Origin of the sequence: Sideroxydans sp. CL21 (genome assembly GCF_902459525.1) — a bacterium.
In the GTDB taxonomy this organism is placed as follows: domain Bacteria; phylum Pseudomonadota; class Gammaproteobacteria; order Burkholderiales; family Gallionellaceae; genus Sideroxyarcus.
In genome coordinates this window covers 1,396,067-1,414,393 of the sequence record NZ_LR699166.1, presented here as the reverse complement: position 1 = coordinate 1,414,393, position 18,327 = coordinate 1,396,067, and the positions used below count along the sequence as shown (strand labels likewise).

At 55.1% G+C, this 18,327-nt stretch carries 20 protein-coding genes; 10 read left to right on the top strand and 10 right to left on the bottom strand.

The features are described 5' to 3' along the window. Positions 1-40: 40 nt before the first annotated feature. The 5 genes from QOY30_RS06680 to QOY30_RS06660 all read right to left on the bottom strand — a co-directional run bounded on the left by QOY30_RS06680 (position 41) and on the right by QOY30_RS06660 (position 4,969). Positions 41-892, bottom strand: a complete 852-nt coding sequence (locus tag QOY30_RS06680; protein WP_283743849.1) for an HDOD domain-containing protein — start codon at positions 890-892, stop codon at positions 41-43. 55 nt (positions 893-947) lie between these two features. Further along, a complete protein-coding gene (locus QOY30_RS06675) occupies positions 948-1,853 on the bottom strand; it encodes a polysaccharide deacetylase family protein (RefSeq protein ID WP_283743848.1) in 906 nt (301 codons plus the stop codon). Positions 1,854-1,930: 77 nt separating this feature from the next. Then, positions 1,931-2,974: a bifunctional UDP-4-keto-pentose/UDP-xylose synthase gene (locus QOY30_RS06670; RefSeq protein WP_283743847.1), complete on the bottom strand. Its 1,044-nt coding sequence runs from the start codon at positions 2,972-2,974 to the stop codon at positions 1,931-1,933. Positions 2,975-2,984: 10 nt separating this feature from the next. Continuing rightward, complete coding sequence (locus QOY30_RS06665; protein ID WP_283743846.1) at positions 2,985-3,908, bottom strand: formyltransferase; 924 nt, start codon at positions 3,906-3,908, stop codon at positions 2,985-2,987. Then, positions 3,905-4,969: a glycosyltransferase gene (locus QOY30_RS06660; RefSeq protein WP_283743845.1), complete on the bottom strand. Its 1,065-nt coding sequence runs from the start codon at positions 4,967-4,969 to the stop codon at positions 3,905-3,907. The genes QOY30_RS06665 and QOY30_RS06660 overlap by 4 nt, the downstream gene beginning before the upstream one ends. 238 nt (positions 4,970-5,207) lie before the next feature. On the opposite strand from QOY30_RS06660, the gene QOY30_RS06655 reads away from it, so the two are divergent. Beyond that, positions 5,208-6,362, top strand: coding sequence for a methyl-accepting chemotaxis protein (locus QOY30_RS06655; RefSeq protein ID WP_283743844.1), 1,155 nt, complete (start codon positions 5,208-5,210; stop codon positions 6,360-6,362). Between the two features lie 19 nt (positions 6,363-6,381). Here QOY30_RS06655 and QOY30_RS06650 read toward each other — a convergent pair whose 3' ends face one another. The 4 genes from QOY30_RS06650 to xseA form a co-directional block, all read right to left on the bottom strand. Further along, positions 6,382-7,503 (bottom strand): DegT/DnrJ/EryC1/StrS family aminotransferase, encoded by a 1,122-nt coding sequence (locus QOY30_RS06650; RefSeq protein ID WP_283743843.1) that lies wholly within the window; start codon positions 7,501-7,503, stop codon positions 6,382-6,384. A 144-nt stretch (positions 7,504-7,647) separates the two neighbouring features. Further along, on the bottom strand, positions 7,648-8,019 hold the full coding sequence (locus QOY30_RS06645; protein ID WP_283743842.1) for an EamA family transporter: 372 nt from the start codon (positions 8,017-8,019) through the stop codon (positions 7,648-7,650). Then, positions 8,016-9,662: a glycosyltransferase family 39 protein gene (locus tag QOY30_RS06640; RefSeq protein WP_283743841.1), complete on the bottom strand. Its 1,647-nt coding sequence runs from the start codon at positions 9,660-9,662 to the stop codon at positions 8,016-8,018. The genes QOY30_RS06645 and QOY30_RS06640 overlap by 4 nt, the downstream gene beginning before the upstream one ends. A gap of 43 nt (positions 9,663-9,705) precedes the next feature. Beyond that, complete coding sequence (gene xseA / locus QOY30_RS06635; protein WP_283743840.1) at positions 9,706-11,040, bottom strand: exodeoxyribonuclease VII large subunit; 1,335 nt, start codon at positions 11,038-11,040, stop codon at positions 9,706-9,708. Positions 11,041-11,444: 404 nt separating this feature from the next. On the opposite strand from xseA, the gene QOY30_RS06630 reads away from it, so the two are divergent. From QOY30_RS06630 to QOY30_RS06595, 8 genes are read left to right on the top strand one after another with little or no spacing between them, the layout of a single operon-like run. After that, complete coding sequence (locus QOY30_RS06630) at positions 11,445-12,050, top strand: MotA/TolQ/ExbB proton channel family protein (protein ID WP_283743839.1); 606 nt, start codon at positions 11,445-11,447, stop codon at positions 12,048-12,050. Beyond that, complete coding sequence (locus tag QOY30_RS06625) at positions 12,047-12,469, top strand: ExbD/TolR family protein (protein ID WP_283743838.1); 423 nt, start codon at positions 12,047-12,049, stop codon at positions 12,467-12,469. Before QOY30_RS06630 ends, QOY30_RS06625 begins: the two co-directional genes overlap by 4 nt. A gap of 9 nt (positions 12,470-12,478) precedes the next feature. Continuing rightward, positions 12,479-13,462, top strand: a complete 984-nt coding sequence (lpxK, locus tag QOY30_RS06620; RefSeq protein WP_283743837.1) for a tetraacyldisaccharide 4'-kinase — start codon at positions 12,479-12,481, stop codon at positions 13,460-13,462. Continuing rightward, positions 13,462-13,647, top strand: coding sequence for a Trm112 family protein (locus QOY30_RS06615; protein WP_283743836.1), 186 nt, complete (start codon positions 13,462-13,464; stop codon positions 13,645-13,647). The genes lpxK and QOY30_RS06615 overlap by 1 nt, the downstream gene beginning before the upstream one ends. Next, a complete protein-coding gene (gene kdsB, locus QOY30_RS06610; RefSeq protein WP_283743835.1) occupies positions 13,647-14,423 on the top strand; it encodes a 3-deoxy-manno-octulosonate cytidylyltransferase in 777 nt (258 codons plus the stop codon). The genes QOY30_RS06615 and kdsB overlap by 1 nt, the downstream gene beginning before the upstream one ends. A gap of 14 nt (positions 14,424-14,437) precedes the next feature. After that, complete coding sequence (adk, locus tag QOY30_RS06605) at positions 14,438-15,094, top strand: adenylate kinase (RefSeq protein ID WP_283743834.1); 657 nt, start codon at positions 14,438-14,440, stop codon at positions 15,092-15,094. Positions 15,095-15,096: 2 nt separating this feature from the next. After that, the gene (locus QOY30_RS06600) at positions 15,097-15,495 is read left to right on the top strand and encodes a GlcG/HbpS family heme-binding protein (RefSeq protein WP_283743833.1); all 399 of its coding nucleotides are present in this window, start codon (positions 15,097-15,099) and stop codon (positions 15,493-15,495) included. Beyond that, on the top strand, positions 15,492-16,019 hold the full coding sequence (locus tag QOY30_RS06595) for a gamma carbonic anhydrase family protein (RefSeq protein WP_283743832.1): 528 nt from the start codon (positions 15,492-15,494) through the stop codon (positions 16,017-16,019). Before QOY30_RS06600 ends, QOY30_RS06595 begins: the two co-directional genes overlap by 4 nt. 51 nt (positions 16,020-16,070) lie before the next feature. Here QOY30_RS06595 and QOY30_RS06590 read toward each other — a convergent pair whose 3' ends face one another. Continuing rightward, entirely contained in the window at positions 16,071-16,847 is a 777-nt protein-coding gene (locus tag QOY30_RS06590) for an oxygen-binding di-iron domain-containing protein (protein WP_283743831.1), read from the bottom strand. 223 nt (positions 16,848-17,070) lie between these two features. On the opposite strand from QOY30_RS06590, the gene QOY30_RS06585 reads away from it, so the two are divergent. Next, the gene (locus QOY30_RS06585) at positions 17,071-18,324 is read left to right on the top strand and encodes a 6-phosphofructokinase (protein ID WP_283743830.1); all 1,254 of its coding nucleotides are present in this window, start codon (positions 17,071-17,073) and stop codon (positions 18,322-18,324) included. Positions 18,325-18,327: the final 3 nt, after the last annotated feature.

Here is an 18,327-nt window from a genome sequence, read left to right as displayed (position 1 = left end):
GCTTGATTTTTACATCTGGAAAGATGTAGAAATGAAAAAATTATCCATGAGGTTTGCTCAAGTCGCACACGATGCCTGCCTCGGCACCCACGATGAGCATCACCTGCTCGGCGGATGTGCGTAACAACTCGCCGATATCCTTGTAATCGTCAGGAAGCGCTGCATCATCCCAGCCGTTCGCGGAATGACGGGCCAGATTGACCGCCAGCTGGACGTTGCGCACTCGCGGCTGATTGGCGTTCGCATCGTCCATCAGCGTCAGCAACAGTTGCGGCAACTCCCATTTTTGCACCAGCAGCTTTTGCAGATCAGCCAGGGCAAAACCCAGCACCTGTTCCTGCACGGCGCGACTGCGCAATGTTTTGTCCTGTTGCTGGATAGAACGTATTTGCATCATTTTCTGTGGCTCGAAACACCACATCAGCATTTCGGCAATATCGTGCAGCAATGCCGCCACGCGGACTTCTTCGTAGTGCAAGTCGTTCAACCTCACTGCCCAGTCGTAGGCATATTCCGAAGCGCGATGTGCACGGTGTACCCCGTGCAACAGATGAATGAGCGCATCCATCTGTCCTTTAAGGGCATCCTGTACTGTCAGGTTGGCGGGTATCTTGTTGAAAAACGCTTCGACGCCTAGCATGATGAGCGCCTGCTCGACCTGCATCACTTCACTGGTCTGGCTGCGGCGTTTGTTTAACTGGAGATAGCGCAGCAGCTTGAGCGTCATCATCGGGTCGACCGCAATTACCTGGGCGACGCTGCGTGCACTGAGTTTGTTCTGGTCTTCGCGCAGGGTGGCGAGATCGCGAGCGGTTTGCTTGAGTACCGGAATGTCCGCTCCGGTCAGAAAATCGACCCATCCTTCCAAACCTGTCACGTTTTGCTGTTGCATAACTCGCTCCCGAATACGCCCAACACAGGAGATAGCGGCATTTTTGACGGAATCTTTAACTGTTCGGGCTTTGCACCGCCAGCATACCACTTCGTCCTTCGACTGTTCCCGGTTTGACCGCATAACGCGGTAACTCGGCTAGTTTGAATTCTTGCAGATATTGGCGCATCGAGACGAGGTCATATCCCTGCTCGCGCCAGCCTTGCAATAGCTGTTCAAAGATCGGCATCCACTTCTGCCCTTCCAGTTCGGCATGCAGGGTATATACATGTCCCGTCTCGGAGGGTTTGCTTGTGATGTCCAGCAGATGCCGGGCAACATTCTCGGTGGTAATGCCGTCGCGCCCGATAAGTTCGTCCAGCGTCGGCAAGGTGGTGGGTAATTGCGGGCAGGCGATGATTTCGGCATCCCAGGTCGGGATGAACGGCCTCGTGCCACGCGTATCCGAGCTGTAATCGAAATCCAGGTGCTGCGTCTGCCGCAAGCCATGCCGATTGGTCTGCCAGCCAGCCGCCGCATGCGCTTTGGGCGCCACACCGAATATCTCGGTAAAACGGTCCACCGCGCGCTGCATCTCGCGCCTGGTCCAGCCTTCACCTTTTTTGGCCACATAATCCTGCCAGCGGATATGGTCGTAGCAATGGATGCCCACCTCGAAACCCGCATCTCGCACGCTACGCATGATGTCCGCGCAGTTACGCCCGATGTCGGGTCCCGGCAGCAAAGTCCCATACATCAACGTCTTGAAACCGTAATGTTCCAGCACCGAGGTGCGCGACACCTTGCCGATGAAACCGGGACGGAATACGCGCTTGATCGCGCGCCCAGTGTGGTCCGGCCCCAGGGAGAAAAAGAAACTGGCTTGCGCATGGTGGCGTTGCAGCGTTTCCACCAGACGCGGCACACCTTCGCGCGTGCCGCGATAAGTGTCCACATCGATCTTGAGGGCGATTTTTTTCATTTGAGGATTTGGGATTCCGGATTTGGGATTTGGTTTGGTTTTCCCCCAACTCCCAAATCCCAGTTCCTAAATCCTGTTTAATCGACCAAACCGCGCGCTTCGGCGATCTGACTGCGATAGGCATCGAATATCTTGCGCAGGGTGTCGGCCATGGTAGTGGTCGGCTTCCAGCCCAATTCTTCGCAGGTGTTGGTGATCTTCGGCACGCGATTCTGCACGTCCTGGTAACCCTTGCCGTAGTAGGCGTCGGAAGTGGTCTCGACGATCTTCACCTTGGCGGCGGAATCGCTGTACTCCGGATATTCCTTTGCCAGCTTGAGCATCATTTCGGCCAGATCGCGAATGGCGAAATTGTTGGTCGGGTTGCCGATGTTGTAGATCTTGCCGGTGGCGATGCCATTCCTGTTGTCGATGATCTTCATCAGCGCGTCGATGCCGTCGTCGATATAGGTGAAGGCGCGTTTCTGGTGACCGCCGTCGACCAGACTGATGTTATTGCCGCGAATGATATGACCGAGGAACTGGGTCACCACGCGCGAGCTGCCTTCCTTCGGCGTATTGATCGAATCCAGACCGGCACCGATCCAGTTGAACGGACGGAACAGGGTGAAGTTCAGGTTGTCCTGCATGCCGTAGCCCCAGATCACGCGATCCATCAGCTGCTTGGAGTTGGAGTAGATCCAGCGCGGCTTGTTGATCGGGCCGCAGATCAGTTCCGAATTCTCGGGGTCGAATTCTTCGTCGTGGCACATGCCGTAAACTTCGGAAGTAGACGGGAACACCAGGTGCTTGTTGTACTTCACGCAGGCTCGCACAATGGGCAGGTTGGCTTCAAAATCCAATTCGAACACGCGCAAGGGCTGTTTGACGTAGGTGGCAGGCGTAGCGATCGCCACCAGCGGCAGGATTACGTCGCACTTCTTGACGTGGTACTCGACCCATTCTTTATTGATGGTGATATCGCCTTCAAAGAAGTGGAAACGCGGCTTGCCGATCAGGTCGGTGATGCGGTCGGTACTCATGTCCATGCCATAGACCTCCCAGTCTGTGGTGGCCAGGATGCGGTTGGACAGGTGGTGACCGATGAAGCCGTTCACACCCAGTATCAGGACTTTTTTCATTTCTATTTCCTCAACGATTGAATTCAAATTTTTTTGTACCGTACTTCGCGGCAAAATCCGCTGCGCTCATTTCGATACCATCCAGCTCGAATCGCACCACGCGCAATACGCCGTTTGCACAGGTTGCATGTGCTTTTCCTTCTTTCACGCAGAAGGCAGGGGGCTCTTTTCCGGCCGCATCATCTTTGCTCACCAGCGTCTGCAGGATGCGCATGGACTTGCCCATGATTTGCGTCGTAGCCCCTGGATACGGCGGCGCTACAGCGCGCACCAGGTTGTGTATCTCCAGCGCAGACCGCGACCAGTCGATAACGCCGTCTTCCGCTTTGCGCCCGCCGAAATAAGCACCCTTGCTCAAATCCTGCTTCATTGCTTGCGCCCTGCCTGCCAGCAGTGCCGGCAACACGTTGTTCAGCGCCATTTCTGCCGCTACCGTCACCTTCTGGAAAACTTCGTGTGCCGTATCGTTGGGCAGGATGGGCACTGCCTGCTGCGACACAATGTCGCCGTTGTCCGGCTTCTCGGTCATGTAGTGCAGCGTCGCGCCCGTTTCCGTTTCGCCGCGGATTATCGCCCAATTCACCGGCACCCTGCCACGGTATTTCGGCAACAGGGAGCCGTGCATGTTCAGTGCCCCCCCTTTCGGAATGGCCAGCAGCGGCGCTTTCAGCATCTCGCGGTAGTAGAAGGAAAAGAAGAAATCCGGCTGCAAGGCACGTATCTGCTCCACCACTTCAGGCACATTGGGATTGTCGGGCGTGATGGTCGGAATGCCATGCAGTTCGGCCAGTTTCTGCACGCTCTCGAACCAGATGGTTTCTTTTGGATTGTCGCGGTGAGTCACCACCAGCACCACATCCACACCTTGCGCCAGTAATACGTTGAGGCAACGGACGCCTACGTTATGGTAGGCAAAAACAACGGCTCGGCTCATTCCTCACCATCCGCGAACATGTTGGTTGCAGGTACTGTTGCAGCCTTGGACTTCGCTTTCTTTGGGGCGACCTCGACGTTATCGGGATAAGCGGTTTTACTCTTCCCTCTTCCCCCTTCTCCCTTCCCAGACTGTTCCAGTACCGCTTCCACCAGGTAACGCGGACGGTGCCGCACTTGCTGGTAGATGCGTCCGATGTACTCACCCAAGAGACCGATGCCGAAGAGCGCGATGCCGATCAGAAAGAACATCAATGCAAACAGCGTGAACAGGCCTTCCGCTTCGGGGCCTATCACCAGGCGGCGAATCACGAGGAAAACAAAGAACAGCGCAGAAAGCACCGAGATCAGCATCCCCAGCATGGAGAACATCTGCAACGGCACCAGAGAGAAGCTGGTCATCAGGTCAAAATTGAGGCGAACCAGGCTGTACAGCGAATACTTCGACTCGCCCGCCGCGCGCTCCTCATGCCCCACTACCACTTCGGCAGGATTGCGCGCAAAGCTGTATGCCAATGCAGGGATAAAAGTGTTCACCTCTTGGCAACTGTTGATCGCGTCGATGATGTTGCGGTCGTAGGCGCGAAACATGCAGCCCTGATCGGTCATCTTGATGCGGGTGATCTTTTCGCGCAGGCCGTTCATGGCGCGCGAGGCAACATGCCGCCACCAGCTGTCGTTGCGCTGGCGCCGGATGGAACCGACATAATCGTGCCCCTCGTCCATCTTGGCCAGCAGCAAATGCGTATCTTCCGGCGGATTTTGCAGATCGGCATCCAGCGTAACGATACGTTGTCCTCGACAGTGCTCGAAACCGGCCATGATCGCCATGTGCTGACCGAAATTACCGTTGAACAGCACCACACGCGTCACATCGGGGCGCTTTTGGAACTGCTCGCGCAAGATGGCGGCGGAGCGGTCACGACTGCCATCGTTGACGAACAGGATTTCGTAACCGATGTCGAGCTTGTCCAGCGCGGGATACAGACGATCGAACAGTGCTTGCAGGCCTTGTTCTTCGTTATAGACGGGGATGACGACGGAAAGTTGGGGAGTACTCATAGGGACGGCATTCTACCGCAGAGCATGAGGTTCGTGAAATCCGCCATTCCCAAGCTGTTCTTGCGACATAACCCCTGTAGCGGTTTTATCTAGATAGCTATCTAGACCTTTTGGCATATTGATTTAGCCCGGCTTATGGTTGATAACCTTACTAACAAATCAACCGATATCGCGGATATTTTTAAGTGGAATCGTCCGCTTGCATGAAACACATCATCACAAATGGAGACGATCGATCATGTTCAATAACGGCTATAAACAGGAAGTGGTAAGCCTGAAAGAGAAACTGCATGATTTTGAGCAATTGCTGAACGAACGAGAAAGCAATGTGCGCTCCCTCACGCAAGAACATGAATCAGTCCTGGCGAATTTCAACGGCGCATCAGAACTGGTCGTCATGCACGAAGGATTGTTCCAGCACATGAACTCCTATTGCGAATCCGCCAAGGAAATTCAGAGTTCACTGGCGACTCTGGCAAGCACCATGAAACACGAGAAAGAGCAGATCGGCGAGACCACGGGCGCATTGAGCATGAACCTCGTTGCAGTAGAACGCATCTCCAGCAACCTGCAAAAGATGTCAGAAAAGACTGCCGAGACAGCGGTCAGCGTCGACCACCTGAATGAACGTACCAGCCAGATTGGCAGCATCGTCAAATTGATCAAGGAAATAGCCGAACAGACCAATCTACTGGCACTGAATGCGGCCATCGAAGCAGCCCGTGCAGGCGAACAGGGCCGCGGCTTCGCGGTGGTCGCCGACGAGGTACGAAAATTGGCCGAACGTACATCCACCGCCACCAGCGAGATCGGCAAACTGGTCAGTGCGATACAGAAAGAAACTGCGGACGTCAAAGCGCTGGTGGAAGTCAGCCCGCAACAGGCCGAGCAATTCCATAAAGACGGACAGCAGGCAGCCGCCAGCATGGGAGAACTAATGCAAGTCACCGTGCAAATGAAGAATGCAATCAGCACAACTGCATTGCGTACTTTCGTCGAAGTTGCAAAAATGGATCATCTGGTCTACAAGTTCGAGATATACAAAGTTTTCCTCGGTACTTCATCGAAAAAACCTGATGAATTTTCCAGTGACCAGTCCTGCCGCCTCGGCAAGTGGTATTACGAAGGCGAAGGCAAGCACTGTTTTTCCAAACTGCGCGGGTACCCGGAAATGGCGGAACCGCATCAGCGCTTCCACCGTTATGGCGTAGAAGCCGTTACTCATTATCACAAAGGACAATACAAGTTGGGCCTGGAAGCGATTACCGAAATGGAAAAAGCCAGTTTCAAGGTGCTGGAATCGCTGGAGACGATTGCCGAAAGCGGCAAGGAAAACATTAACTCCGAGAATTACCAGGAATGCCGCGAACCCATGCAGGCTACCAGGCGCTGATCGCCAATATTCGCGTCAGTCAACTGCCCAGTACCTCTCGTACCATCTTCACTACGCGCTCGACATCCGCTTCACTCATCCTGGGGAACATCGGCAAACTCACGATGCGTTTCCCGACGCTCTCGGCAACAGGGAACATGCCTTCCCTGAAGCCGCGCTCACGGTACATCTTGAACAGATGTATGGGCGGGTAATGCACGCCGCAACCGATGTTGCGCGCTTTCATCTTTTCCATGAACTCGGCACGCACGACACCTTGCGGCAGGACGATCTGGAACATATGCCAGTTGGTGTTTTCAAAATTCCTGATTGGCAATTGCACGCCTGTCTGATTTTCAAAGTCCGCGCCAAAAGTCACGAAATAATGCCTGGCCAGTGCATGACGGCGCGCGGTGATGGCGTCCAGCTGCGGCAGTTGGTTCAGACCGATCGCCGCGGCGACATCGGTCAGGTTGAATTTGCCGCCCAGCACATCCACTTCCATGCCGTCGAAGCCACTACGCGTCACGCCTTGCAGGCGATATTTTTCCGCGAGACGAGCTTCGTCTTCGTTGTTCAATACCAGACAGCCGCCTTCGGTGGTAGTGAGGTTCTTGTTGGCCTGAAAACTGAAGGAAACGAAATCGCCGAACGAGCCGATACGCTTGCCGCCCCACAAGGAACCGATGGCCTGCGCCGCGTCTTCCACCACGCGCAGTTTGTGGCGTTTGGCAATGTCATACAGCCGGTCCCTGTCCACTGGCAGGCCGGAAAGATCGACCGGGATGATGGCGCGGGTCTTCGGTGTGATCGCCGCTTCGACCTTGTCCAGGTCGATGTTGCGCGTGACCGGATCGATATCCGCGAACACAGGTGTTGCACCAACCTCGAGAATGACACTGGCAGTCGCCACCCAGGAAATCGGCGTCGTGATGACTTCGTCGCCTGCACCGATACCAGCGATGCGCAAGGCGATCTCCATGGTGCAGGTGCCGGAATTGAAAGTGCGCACCGGACGCCCTCCGAAATAAGCGGAGAGTTGTTTCTCGAATTCCAGCACCTTGGGACCGCTGGTGACCCAACCGGAACGCAGCACGTCTCCGACGGCGGCAATGGCGGCTTCGTCGATAAAAGGTTTGGTGAAAGGTAAAAATTCGCTCATGTTTTGTTCATTCCTCTTCTACAAACCCGTCATTCCAAGGCAGGCCCGGATCCAGCGGTTTTATTCAATTTGCTTTGGATTTTTCCTTGCGATGCAAGGTATTTATATAACGACTGGATTCCGGCCTGCGCCGGAATGACGGTCTCAAGCCCTCGAAATAATGATAACGCCAAAGATGATCACGCCCATGCCAACCAGCTTGGTCGGATTGAAGGCCTCGCCCAGCAGATACCAGGCCGCAATGGCATTCACCACATAAGCCATGGACAGCATTGGAAAGGCGATGCTGACTGGTACGCGTGACAGCGCGAGTATCCAGACAACCACGCTGATGCCATAGCAGAATAAGGCAGTGATAATGTGCCATTCGGTCGCCAGTTTCCAGCCGATGGGCAGGATGTTCGCGACACTGAATTCGAAATGGCCGATGGCATTGGTTCCCGCCTTCATCAGGATCTGCGCGGCGGCGTTGAGCATCACGCCGGTAAAGATCAAGCTAAAACTGATCAGGTTCATGGTTTGCTCACCACCACATATTGTTCGTCACGATAAATCTCTTTCATCGCTATTCCTTGCTGTTGGAGTATATAAAGCAATGGTGTCGGCACAATAGCATAGGCTTCCGCTTGCGCACTCCAGCGCTTGGCCAACAGTTCAACCGAAGGTATCCAGCGTTCCGGTTCCATTTTAATACCGAAGTCCATTTCATCCTGGTAATCGACCAGCGTGAACGTCCGCTTGAGATAAAACGGCAAGGTCTGTTCGTAGCAGAACACGGAATAGAACGGCACATCCGGCTTGATCAGCGGCTTGATTGCATCCGCAATGATATAGCTGGAGCGTTCGCGCGCGATGGTGTTGTAGCCCGACACACCGGCTTGCGCCGCAATGAGCGAAGAGAATGCCAGCACAACAACCGCGATCATCTTGCTGTCACGACGCAACAACCACAATGCCGCAATCACGCTGACGAGCCAGAATGCCGCCGCAATCACCAGCCAAACGGAATACTCGCTGTACATCTGATGTTGCAAGGGCGTATCCGCCGTTCTGTCGGCAAACGGTGCGAGGCCGAGCAGGATGGCAACCACCACCAGTGACGGGATGGTCAGCCAGAACAGGCGGCGCGCCTTCATTTCCGCAAGTTGCTTGCCCATCAGCAGTGCCAGCGCCGGGAATATTGGCAGCAAGTATGAGGGGAGCTTGGAATCCGAAACCGAGAAAAACAGGTAGACGAACACTGCCCACACCAGCAGGAATCGCTCCGGACTGAACACCTTGACCTTTCGCACGCTGCCGCGCCATGAGCGCAGCAAGGTGTCGAACATCAGCATGGTCCACGGCATCATGCCCAGCAGCAGAATAGGCACGAAGTAATACCAGGGCTGGAAACGCCCATGCACCTTGGTGGTAAAGCGCTCAAAATGTTCGTAGATAAAGAAGCGCTGGAAAAATTCCGGATTGGCCTTGATCACCAGAACGAACCAGGGAACCGCGATCAGCGAAAACAGCAGCAGGCCGCTAAACCAGTGCATGCGTTTCCACACGGTAATATCGCGGTTGAACACCGAATACAGGAACAGTGCGGCCCCCGGCAGAACCAAACCCATCAGGCCTTTGCTCAATACGGCCAGCGCCAGCCCGGCCCAAGCCAGCAACATCCAGTTGCGCCGCACCGCGACCTGATCTTCCTTTTGCGCGAGCAGCAGTGAAAAGAGTCCCAGCGAAATGAAGAAGGTCACGCCCATGTCCAGCGTGTTGATGTGGGACATCATCGCATAGAGCATGCTGCTGCCTAGCAGCAACGCCGCATAAATTCCCGCCTCGCGCCCGAATAGGCGTGCACCTGTGAACCAAGCCAGCAGAATACCTGCAAATCCGGTCAGCGCCGCCCATATGCGCGATGTCCACTGGTGTTCTCCGAACACTTCATAGGCCACTGCCGTGGCCCAATACTGCAGCGGGGGCTTCTCAAAGTATTTCAGTTCGTTCAGGCGCGGTGTTGTCCAGTCGCCGCTCACCACCATCTCGCGCGGAATCTCGGCATAGCGTCCTTCGTCAGGCCGGATGAGCTTGCGGTATTCGAGATTGCCGAACCAGATAAGCACGACTGCAAGCAATAGCAGCAGGAGTCCGCGCCGGGAAATGTCATTCGTCATAAAGGAAAAATCTGGATGCCTGAAAACAGGCGCGGATTTTAACCTAATCCGCCTGGGGCTCGCGCTTTTCCTGCACGACTGCGCGTGCACCGCCTTGCGCGAACGTGATGTCCAGGCTCTCCCCCAGGGCGATTCGTTCGCTGCTAAGCACGACTTTCCCTTTTGCATCGCGCACCATACTGTAGCCGCGTGCAAGCACCTGTTGCGGATCGAGATGCTGCAGGTGCTGTTGCAATGCAAGCAGCCGCGCATTATGGCGGTCCAGGGTGTACTGCATTGCCGAACTCAAGCGCCGCGCCCGGTTTGTCTGCTGTTCCTGCAAACGAGCTACATTTGGACGCTGCGTGCGCAGCTGCTGCCACAACGAATCCGAGCGTCCCTGCCGATGCTGCAGGACATAGGCTTGTGAAAGTCGAATGCGCTGCCACAAAGCAGCCAGGCGCTCGCCCTGCTGCCGAATGCGTTGTGCGGGATGCACCAGCCGACGTTGCAAATAGTCGACTTGCTGCATGCACTGTTCGAACTGGCGCATGACGGCGCGTTTCAAATGTTGGCGATGCTGCACCAGGCGCTGGCGCAACTCCTGCCGATCCGGCACTACTGCCTGTGCCGCCGCTGTGGGTGTCGCCGCGCGCAGATCGGCCACAAAATCGGCAATGGTGAAATCGGTTTCGTGCCCGACTCCGCTCACGACGGGAATGTGGCTGGCCGCAACGGCACGTGCCACCACCTCTTCGTTGAATGCCCACAAGTCTTCAATACTGCCGCCACCGCGGCACAGTATGAGTACATCGCACTCGGCGCGCCGACTTGCCATATTGATTGCCTGTGCGATCTTTTGCGCTGCGCCCTCGCCCTGCACCGGCACCGGATACAGCACAACCGGCACATTGGGCATGCGGTTCGCCAGGGTGCGCAGGACATCGCGCAATGCGGCTGCTTGCGGCGAAGTCACGATGCCGATCTGCTTGGGCAGCAGCGGCAAGTCTCGTTTGCGACCGGCATCGAACAGCCCCTCTCCTTCCAGTTTGGCCTTCAACCGTTCGAACGCTTCATACAACGCACCCAATCCGGCGGGACGCATCTTTTCCAGCGTCAATTGAAAATCGCCGCGCGCCTCGTACAGGGTCGCCAGCGCCAGCACCTCAACCTGCATTCCGTTCACGGGTTTGAAATCCAGATATTGGCTCTTGTGCCGAAACATCACGCATCGGACCTGAGCGGCCTCGTCCTTGAGTGAAAAATACCAGTGCCCGGAGGCCGCGTTCACAAAGTTGGAAATCTCTCCGCGCACCCACAACAAAGGCAGGCCACCTTCAATCAATTGTTTCGCCGCAAGATTCAGTTCGCGCACACTCAGTACTCGATTCCTGTCCATTCTTTTATTCCCTATGATTCTCTCGACTACTCAGAAATATTTTTTCAAAATAGGCCAAATGGCATATTGACAATTCATTTCAATCCACAACTCCAGCAAATTCGCCGCTTCCGAACGAACAGACGTTGCAGCAATATTACAACTTACGATATATTATTGTTTATTAAGTGTTTTATTGCGGTATATTTTTTGGGCTACTATTAACAAATGGCTATAGCATTGGGCTTGCGCCCCCTCTTTCTGACATTCATGCACAAAGTTATCCACAGATTTTGTGCATAAGAATACAAATCTCTTATCCGACTATGAGTTAGCGCCAAGGATGCCCGGCGACCTTGCTCAAACATGCCCTACAAGATACAGTGCCGCCTTCGAATTTAAGCATAATTTCCTGGAGACGTTGCGTGTTCACACTCATTGAAGCGGCCGGTTGGCCGATCTATTTACTCCTCATCGCATCCCTGGTCGCTGTCACACTCATTACCGAACGTTCACTTTTCTTGCGCCACAAGAAAATCGTGCCACCCACGCTGATCGACGAGGTGGTCCAGGAACTCAAACAGCGCGGCGTCAGCCAGCAGATGCTTACAAGATTGAGCGAAGGATCTCCGCTGGGCAAGGTGTTCGCTGCGGGATTGAAGAACATCAAGAGCGCGCCTGAAGTGATGAAAGAGTCGATCGAGGAGGCTGGACGCGGTGCCGCACACGATCTCGAGCGCTTCCTCACCACGCTGGGCACGATCGCCTCGATCAGCCCGTTGCTCGGCCTGTTCGGCACCGTGATCGGCATGATCGAAATCTTCGGTTCGCAGAATGCGGGCGGCGCCGCTCCGGCCGAACTGGCGCACGGCATCTCGGTGGCCTTATACAACACCGCTTTCGGGCTGATCGTTGCCGTGCCCAGCATGATCGCCTACCGCCATTTTCGTGCGCAGGTCGATTCTCTGACGATCGAGATGGAGCAGCAGGCGATCAAACTGGTCGAAGTCGTGCACGGTGAGCGCAAATGAATTTTCAGCGCGGACGCAATCGCGAGGTACCGGAGATCAATCTGATCCCGATGATTGACGTGCTGCTGGTTATCCTGATCTTTTTGATGGTCACTACCAGCTATTCCAATTTCGCGCAGTTGCAGATCAACCTGCCGCAGGCTTCCGGCGAAGCAGGCGTATCCGCCGCCGGCAAGCCGATCAACGTGGCGGTCGATGCCTCGGAGCATTACGCGGTAAACAATGTGCGTTCCGCATTCAACGGCGTGAACGATTTTGCCGAAATATTGCGCAAGTCCGCCGGCGATCAAACCGATCCGACCATCATCATCAACGCCGATGGCAAGGCAACGCACCAGTCCGTCATCAATATCATGGAAGCCGCACGCATTGCGGGTTTCGGACGTATTACCTTCACTACGCAAAACCAAAGCAAGTAAACATTCAGTATGGAGCGGCTGCAACACCACTGGTATCGACTTTCGCCGCTCCACCTGCTGCTCTTCCCGGTCAGCCTGGTCTTTCGCTCACTCGCGGCCGCGCGGCGCTTTCTTTACCGCACCGGCATTCTGGCTTCTGTCAAACTGCCCGTCCCGGTCGTCGTCGTCGGCAACATCAGCGTGGGCGGCACCGGCAAGACCCCGCTTACGCTCTGGCTGGCACAACAGCTGGTCGACAATGGCTGGCACCCCGGCATCGTCAGCCGCGGCTACACTGGAGCCTCCGAACAAAAGTCAGTTCCGCATGAAATCTCGATAGAGGACGCCGCAGATGAGGTCGGCGACGAACCGCTACTGATGGCGCAGCGCGCACTTTGTCCCGTGTGGATAGGACGCAATCGACCTGCAGCGGCGCTTGCCCTGCTGCAAGCGCACCCCGAATGCGACATCATCCTGAGCGATGACGGATTGCAGCACTATCGTTTGCAGCGTGATGTGGAGATCGTCGTCGTTGATGGCGCAAGGCGTTTCGGAAATGGCCTGTTGCTGCCTGCCGGCCCATTGCGCGAACCTGTATCGCGTATGCACACAGTGGATGCGGTCGTGATCAACGGCGGACAGGCAAACGGAACGGAATTTGCCATGAGCCTGCAGGGTTCGCTTTTCTATAACTTGCTCAATCCCGCAATCGTTGTTTCTGCCAGCGAGTTCGCCGGACAGCATTTGCATGCCATCGCCGGCATCGGCCATCCGCGTCGATTTTTCACCCACCTCGAACATCTCGGACTGAATGCACAACAGCATGCCTTTCCCGATCACTATCGCTATTCTGCAACCGATATCGCTTTCAAAGATGCGGATGCGATACTCATGACCGAAAAAGATGCGGTAAAATGCGCGGCATTCGCCACCGAGAAATGCTGGGTGCTGCGTGTGGATGCACAAGTCAACACAGCTCTTACTCAATTAATCCTGAAAAAGGTCACGCCATAATGGACGCAAAACTTCTCGACATTCTGGTTTGCCCCCTGTGCAAATCCCCTCTTATATATCGCAAAGCGGAACAAGAACTGATCTGCAAAGCAGACAGACTGGCCTTCGCCATCAAAGATGACATTCCGGTGATGCTGGCAGACGAAGCACGCGAACTTACCCTGAAAGAGATTGAATCGCTTTGATGCCGATTTTCAAGGTCGTCATACCCGCCCGCTTCGCCTCCACGCGCTTGCCCGGCAAGCCTCTGCTGGATATCGGCGGCAAACCGATGGTGATACGCGTCGCCGAACAAGCCGCACAAAGCGGTGCGCAGCAGATCATCATCGCGACCGACCACCAGCCTATCATCGCTTCTGCGCAGGAGCACGGCTTTCAGGCCTGCATGACACGGGCAGATCATGCCAGCGGCACAGACCGCATTGCCGAGGTGGCAGCCCGACAAGGCTGGCCGGACGATACCATTGTGGTCAACGTGCAAGGCGATGAACCGCTGATACCGCCCGATCTCATTCGTGCCGTAGCGCAACATCTGCACGACCATAGCGATTGCACCATCTCCACCGCTTGTCATCCCATTCACGACGAAGCCTCCATGCGCAACCCGAACGTGGTCAAGGTGGTTCTGGATAAACACGCCAACGCGCTCTATTTCAGCCGTGCCCCCATTCCGTGGCCGCGGGATGCGTATGCCCAGCACCAACCCTTGCCTCAGACCGTCAATGTGCTGAGACATATCGGCATCTACGGCTATCGTGTCGGCTTCTTGCGCAATTTTGGTGAACTTAACCCTACTCAGATAGAGCAAATCGAGTCGCTGGAACAACTGCGTGCGTTGTATCATGGGTACAAGATTGGCGTAACCAAGACCGATCAAGCACCACCCAGCGGGGTGGACACCGAACATGATCTGGAAGTCGCACGGCGTCTGTTCACCCGATTACATAGCGGATTTAATTGAAAGGGAAAACATCAATGAAACTGATTCTGTTAGGTGCACCCGGCGCAGGCAAAGGAACCCAGGCGAGCTACATCAAGGAAAAATTCGGCATCCCCCAGATTTCCACCGGGGATATGCTGCGCGCGGCCATCAAAGCCGGTACACCGCTCGGCCTCGCTGCAAAGCAGGTGATGGATGCGGGTAACCTGATCTCCGACGACATCATCATCAATCTGGTAAAAGAGCGCATCAAGGAGGCGGATTGTGCCAAGGGGTTTCTGTTCGACGGCTTCCCGCGCACCATTCCGCAAGCACAGGCGATGAAAGATGCGGACATCCGCATAGACTATGTGGTGGAGATCGACGTGGCGGACGGCGAGATCGTCCAGCGCATGGGGGGACGCCGCGTGCATCCGGCATCCGGACGGACCTATCATGAAGTGTTCAATCCGCCCAAGGTGCCGGGCAAGGATGATGTCACCGGCGAAGATCTGGTGCAGCGCCCCGACGATGTGGAAGAAACCGTCATCAAGCGCCTCAACGTTTACCACGAACAGACACAGCCGTTGGTCGAGTATTACACCGCATGGAGTAAATCTGGCGATGCGAAAGCCCCAAAGGTGATACACATTGCCGGCGTAGGCAGCGTTGAGGGCATCCGCGACCAGGTGTTTCGCGCACTGGGTAAGTGACCATGGCAACCAAACCCGTCCTCACATTGGAAGACGCCAGGCGCATGGCCGCCGCCGCCGAATCGGAAGCCCGCGCCAACGAATGGAAAGTCGTCATCGCGGTGGTGGACGACGGCGGCCATCTGCTCTATCTGCAGCGCAGCCATGACACTCAGTTCGGGAGTGTGGAAACTGCCATCGCGAAAGCTCATGCCGCCATCGCTTTCCAGCGCCCAACCAAGGCATCGGAAGATGCCGTGTTAAGCGGGCGCCTCATCCATCTCGCCCTGCCCGGTGTGATTCCGGCCGAAGGCGGTGTACCGTTGGTACGCGACGGGGTCGTTATCGGCGGCCTCGGCATCAGCGGCGTGCGCTCCTTTCAGGACGGCCAGATCGCCCAAGCCGGGATGAACGCCCTATGACTTTGCATCGCCTTGGCGACCGCATCCCCGAACTGCGCGGCGACAGGCATTTCGTCGCCCCCAGTGCCGACGTCATCGGGACCGTGATCCTTGAAAATAACGTCAGCATCTGGTTTGGCGCAGTACTGCGCGGCGATAACGAACCCATCCACATTGGCGCGAACAGCAATATTCAGGACGGTTCCGTGCTGCACACCGACATAGGCTCACCACTGACTGTCGGGGAGAATGTCACCGTCGGGCACCAGGCCATGTTGCACGGCTGCAGCATCGGCGATGGTTCGCTGGTGGGCATCAAGGCCGTCATCCTCAATCACGCCGTCATTGGACAGAACTGCCTGATCGGTGCGAACGCACTCGTCACGGAAGGAAAAATCATCCCGGATAATTCGTTGGTAATCGGCTCGCCTGGAAAGGTACTGCGAACGCTAAACGAAACAGAAATCGCCGCGATGCATGCCAATGCCGCGCACTACGTGGAGAAGGCCGGGGATTTTGCAGTGAACTTGCACACCCTCAAATAAAAGAGGTCATCATCCGAAACCGGATGATGACCTCTTTCGAGAACGGCAAACTCAATTGGCCGGAGCGCGATAGTTTTCCTGCGTCATCAAGTCAATACCGCAAGGCAATGCCTCAATCCAGTTCAAGAACTCGTTCACCATCTTCTTGCCCTTAAAAGACCGCCCGTGTTGCGGTACGATGGCTTCAACGTCCATCTGGCGCACCATGTTGACCCAGAAGCGGCAGATCTTGTTGGAAATCATGTAGCGCTTGTGAAAACCTTCCATGTACTGGATATGCGATTTGAAATCTTCAACGGGTTTGTCCGCCTCCGTATGCCCCACCAGAGATGCTCCCATATCGCCCGAAAACAGTATCTTGCTGACCGGATCGTAGAACTGGAAATTGCCTTCCGAATGCATGAAGTGCGCCGGAATCGCCTTGATGATGGAGTTGCCCAAAGACAGATTCATGCCCTCGTCAGGAATACCGAGTACACGCCCGGAGGAGTTATCGCCGCTGCAGAAGTGCGGCACGAAACGCACCCACAATTTGGAGATCATCACTTTGCAATCGGAATGGATCATCCATTTATTGACCGAAGCAATGATGTCCGGATCCGCGTGTGAAGCCAGAATATACTTCAGCTTCTTCGGCGGGAAATAATTGTGCATTTCCATCAGCAGGCCATTGTAGGTCATGTTGCCACCGGGATCGATCAACGCGCCCTGTCCGTTATCGACGATCAGGAATTGATTGGCCTGGACCGCTTCCCCTTCCGAATCATCCACCAGATCGTCGAACATCAGGCATAGGTGTTTGCCGTTATTGAATAATTCGATGGTCATGCATTTCCCCCTTCAATGGTTTAGCTCGTTTTTTTAATTATATCTTTAATACTTGTATATGCATTCTGATTAGTTTTCATTTTACTTTAGTCTGAAGTCTCATACTACTTAAGTCTGATTCTATCCAACACTCTGTACGTAACAATACAGGTCGTAATTGGCGTAAGATAATCCCGGTATCAAAAAATTAGTTCATTTCACAATCTTTGACGGAGAGCAAAATATGGCGAAGAAGAACGTGTTCTATGCACAATCCGGCGGCGTCACTGCCGTCATCAATGCCTCAGCCTGCGGCGTGATCGAAACCGCAAGAAAACACAAAGACAAGATCGGCAAAGTCTATGCCGGACGCAACGGCATCATCGGCGCCCTCACCGAAGACCTGATCGATACCACCAAAGAATCCGCCAAAGCCATTGCTTCATTGCGCAGCACTCCTTCCGGCGCCTTCGGCTCCTGCCGCTTCAAACTCAAATCACTTGAACAGAACCAGCGCGAATATGCGCGCCTGATCGAGGTGTTCAAGGCACATAACATCGGCTACTTTTTCTACAACGGCGGCGGCGATTCCGCCGACACCTGCTACAAGGTCTCGCAGCTATCCGACAAAATGGGCTATCCGGTGCAGGCCATCCATGTACCGAAGACCGTGGACAATGACTTGCCGATCACGGACTGTTGTCCCGGTTTCGGCTCCGTTGCCAAATACATCGCTGTCTCCACGCTGGAAGCCAGCTTCGACGTGCGTTCCATGGCCAAAACCTCGACCAAGGTGTTCGTACTGGAAGTGATGGGACGCCATGCCGGCTGGATCGCCGCCGCGGGCGGCCTGGTTGAAGATCAAGGCATCCCCGTCGTCATCCTGTTCCCGGAGATCGAATTCGACCAGAAGAAATTCCTCGCCAAGGTAGACGCAATGGTCAAGAAACACGGTTATTGCAGTGTGGTGGTGTCGGAAGGCTGTCACTACCCCGACGGCAAATTCCTGGCCGAGCAAGGCACGCGGGATGCCTTCGGTCACGCACAACTTGGCGGTGCCGCCCCCGTGGTCGCCAACATGGTCAAAGAAGCGTTCGGTTACAAATTCCATTGGGCAGTCGCGGATTACCTGCAGCGCGCCGCGCGCCACATCGCGTCCAAGACCGATGTAGAGCAGGCCTATGCACTCGGCAAATCGGCCGTCGAGCTGGCACTCAAAGGCCAGAACGCCGTAATGCCTACCGTGGAACGTGTGTCAGACAAACCATACAAATGGAAAGTCGGTGTCGCACCGCTATCGAAAGTTGCCAACGTGGAGAAATTCATGCCGCGCAACTTCATCACACCGGATGGTTTCGGTATCACCGAAAAATGCCGTACTTATCTCACGCCGCTTATCAAAGGCGAGGATTACCCGCCATATAAAGACGGGTTGCCGCAATATGTACAGTTGAAGAATGTAGCTGTCGCAAAAAAACTGGAGGAATTCAAAATTTAATGT

Excerpts from the sequence above, each read along its gene's own strand:
- QOY30_RS06680 (WP_283743849.1), bottom strand. The coding sequence starts at position 892 with ATGCAACAGCAAAACGTGACAGGTTTGGAAGGATGGGTCGATTTTCTG.
- QOY30_RS06675 (WP_283743848.1), bottom strand. The coding sequence starts at position 1,853 with ATGAAAAAAATCGCCCTCAAGATCGATGTGGACACTTATCGCGGCACG.
- QOY30_RS06640 (WP_283743841.1), bottom strand. The coding sequence starts at position 9,662 with ATGACGAATGACATTTCCCGGCGCGGACTCCTGCTGCTATTGCTTGCA.
- lpxK (WP_283743837.1), top strand. The coding sequence starts at position 12,479 with ATGGAGCGGCTGCAACACCACTGGTATCGACTTTCGCCGCTCCACCTG.
- QOY30_RS06670 (WP_283743847.1), bottom strand. The coding sequence starts at position 2,974 with ATGAAAAAAGTCCTGATACTGGGTGTGAACGGCTTCATCGGTCACCAC.
- xseA (WP_283743840.1), bottom strand. The coding sequence starts at position 11,040 with ATGGACAGGAATCGAGTACTGAGTGTGCGCGAACTGAATCTTGCGGCG.
- QOY30_RS06645 (WP_283743842.1), bottom strand. The coding sequence starts at position 8,019 with ATGAACCTGATCAGTTTTAGCTTGATCTTTACCGGCGTGATGCTCAAC.
- adk (WP_283743834.1), top strand. The coding sequence starts at position 14,438 with ATGAAACTGATTCTGTTAGGTGCACCCGGCGCAGGCAAAGGAACCCAG.
- QOY30_RS06595 (WP_283743832.1), top strand. The coding sequence starts at position 15,492 with ATGACTTTGCATCGCCTTGGCGACCGCATCCCCGAACTGCGCGGCGAC.
- QOY30_RS06660 (WP_283743845.1), bottom strand. The coding sequence starts at position 4,969 with ATGAGTACTCCCCAACTTTCCGTCGTCATCCCCGTCTATAACGAAGAA.
- QOY30_RS06585 (WP_283743830.1), top strand. The coding sequence starts at position 17,071 with ATGGCGAAGAAGAACGTGTTCTATGCACAATCCGGCGGCGTCACTGCC.
- QOY30_RS06665 (WP_283743846.1), bottom strand. The coding sequence starts at position 3,908 with ATGAGCCGAGCCGTTGTTTTTGCCTACCATAACGTAGGCGTCCGTTGC.
- QOY30_RS06600 (WP_283743833.1), top strand. The coding sequence starts at position 15,097 with ATGGCAACCAAACCCGTCCTCACATTGGAAGACGCCAGGCGCATGGCC.
- QOY30_RS06650 (WP_283743843.1), bottom strand. The coding sequence starts at position 7,503 with ATGAGCGAATTTTTACCTTTCACCAAACCTTTTATCGACGAAGCCGCC.
- QOY30_RS06615 (WP_283743836.1), top strand. The coding sequence starts at position 13,462 with ATGGACGCAAAACTTCTCGACATTCTGGTTTGCCCCCTGTGCAAATCC.
- QOY30_RS06655 (WP_283743844.1), top strand. The coding sequence starts at position 5,208 with ATGTTCAATAACGGCTATAAACAGGAAGTGGTAAGCCTGAAAGAGAAA.
- QOY30_RS06625 (WP_283743838.1), top strand. The coding sequence starts at position 12,047 with ATGAATTTTCAGCGCGGACGCAATCGCGAGGTACCGGAGATCAATCTG.
- kdsB (WP_283743835.1), top strand. The coding sequence starts at position 13,647 with ATGCCGATTTTCAAGGTCGTCATACCCGCCCGCTTCGCCTCCACGCGC.
- QOY30_RS06590 (WP_283743831.1), bottom strand. The coding sequence starts at position 16,847 with ATGACCATCGAATTATTCAATAACGGCAAACACCTATGCCTGATGTTC.